General features: G+C 66.3%; 3 protein-coding genes. 2 read left to right on the top strand and 1 reads right to left on the bottom strand.

The genetic code is table 11. From position 1 onward, the window contains the following. Window positions 1–54 precede the first annotated feature (54 nt). A complete protein-coding gene (locus B2R83_RS12695) occupies window positions 55–729 on the top strand; it encodes a phosphatase PAP2 family protein (protein ID WP_292041749.1) in 675 nt (224 codons plus the stop codon). A gap of 10 nt (window positions 730–739) precedes the next feature. On the opposite strand, the gene B2R83_RS12690 is transcribed toward B2R83_RS12695, so the two are convergent. Beyond that, window positions 740–1,471: a FadR/GntR family transcriptional regulator gene (locus B2R83_RS12690; RefSeq protein WP_138926176.1), complete on the bottom strand. Its 732-nt coding sequence runs from the start codon at window positions 1,469–1,471 to the stop codon at window positions 740–742. A gap of 191 nt (window positions 1,472–1,662) precedes the next feature. On the opposite strand from B2R83_RS12690, the gene B2R83_RS12685 reads away from it, so the two are divergent. Then, window positions 1,663–1,966: NAD(P)-binding domain-containing protein (locus B2R83_RS12685; RefSeq protein WP_292041742.1), on the top strand; the 304-nt coding region annotated here is incomplete at its 3' end.

The following is a 1,966-nucleotide window of genomic DNA, read 5'->3' as shown; positions in this document are numbered from 1 at the left end:
CCCGCGCCACTGACCGGCGGGTGGGGCAGTACTGACTCCGTATACTCGTGATCCATGAGTTCGAAGCATCCCCACCTGTCACTGCCGGCCCTGAAACCGACCCTGCTGATGCTGCTCCTGCTGGCGGTGGCCGGTTTCGCCTCCTACGTCTTCAGGGAACCGATCTACCGTGGCATTTCCGGGGCGGCCGCGCAGTTTCCGGCGCTGGGACAGGTGGCCGCGGTGATCACCGAGCCGGGGCTGGTGGCCCTGGTGGTGCTCACCGGTGCGGTGGCGCTCTGGGGCTGGGCAAGGGATCGGGCGGCCTTCTGGCGCCTGGCCGGATCCGGGATTGGGGTCATCCTGGCGTACGCGGCCAGTGAGGGGATCAAGCTGCTGGTGACCGAGGAGCGCCCCTGCCGGACCCTGGAAGTGGTCACGGTGCTGGCGTGCCCGGAGGCCGGTTCATGGTCCTGGCCCTCAAACCATTCGGTGATCGCCGCGGCCTTCGCCACCGCCTGCGTGATGGCGGTGCCACGCCTCTTGTGGATCGTGGCGCCGGCCGCCGGGCTGATAGCGCTCTCCCGGGTCGCGGTCGGCGCCCACTACCTGCATGACGTGCTGGCCGGGCTGGCGCTCGGGGTCCTGGTGGTGCTGGTGTGCCTGGTGCTGCTGCGGCCGTTGATCGAACGCCTCGCGCCACCGGCCGAACTGCGCGAAACCCAACCCGTCGCGGTGGCCGGGCGCTAGGGCAGAAGCGCTAGCGGGGACCGGCCGGGTCGATGAACAGACGTTCCTGACCGGCCCAGATCCCGCAGATCTCGCTGTGGGTGCGGCGCATGATGTTCTCCATGTTCTGGCGGGCAGCCAGCGCATCGTGGTTGGACACCGCATCGGCGACCGCCTGGTGCCAGGCCAGGGCCTCCTCGTGCGGGCGTTCGGGCATCAGGCCCAGGTCGGTGCGCCCGCGCAGGGTCTCACCGATCGGGATGGCCAGGTTCGCGAACATTTCATTGCCGGAGGCGGCCAGCAGCACCGCGTGGAAGCGGATGTCCAGTTCCAAAAAGCGGCGCAGGTCCCCGATCCGGCCGTAGTGGTTCATCTGCGCCGAAAGCGTCATCAGCTCCTCGCGGAACTCGGCCGGGGAGTACTGGGCGGCGAGCTCGGCGGCCATCGGCTCTACGGAGATGCGCAGCTCGGTCAGCGAGCGCAGCTGCACGCCCTGCTGGTTGCTGGCCAGGCGCCAGCGGATCACCAGTGAATCAAAGGGGTTCCATTTGCTCGGGCCCTGCACCCGGATGCCCACCCGCTTGGTGCTGGTCACCAAACCGCACTGGGCGAGCACGCGCACGGCCTCGCGGATCACCGAGCGTGAAACCTTCAGCTGCTGCTCCAAGTCGGCGGCAAGCAGGATCGTGTCCGCGGGGATGAATCCGCTGACAATTCGTGAGCCGAGGTGCTCCACCACGTGAGCATGCAGACTGGTAGCCATTGCCTCATCATATCCAAGCGNNCCCACCTCAGGGCACCGGAAGGCAAATAAATCAGATTTAAGTGGGCGGTGCCTCTGGGTATTGACCCGCCCGAGCGGTAGAATCAAAAACGTCACGAAGCCGTGCGGGCACGGAAGGTGCCCGGCGATGACGGCGCACCTTTCCGGTTACATATTGGAGAAATGATTTTATGCCTGCACAGATTGGCGTCACAGGTCTGGCCGTGATGGGCGCAAACCTCGCCCGGAACTTCGCCCGCAACGGATACACCGTTGCCCTGCACAACCGCTCGATCGGCAAGACCGATGCGCTGCTGGAGGCGCACGGTGACGAAGGCCAGTTCATCCGCACCGAAACCCTCGAAGAGCTGGTGGCCAATCTGGAAACCCCTCGCCGGGTGATGATCATGGTCAAGGCCGGCGCCCCGGTCGACTCGGTCATCGACCAGCTGGTGCCGCTGCTGGATGAGGATGACATCATCATCGACGGCGGCA

This window comes from Massilia sp. UBA6681, assembly GCF_002454935.1.
Classification (GTDB): Bacteria; Pseudomonadota; Gammaproteobacteria; order Burkholderiales; family Burkholderiaceae_D; genus Telluria; species Telluria varians.
The sequence above is the reverse complement of the archived record's forward strand: the minus strand, read 5'-3'. Positions and strand labels throughout refer to the sequence as shown.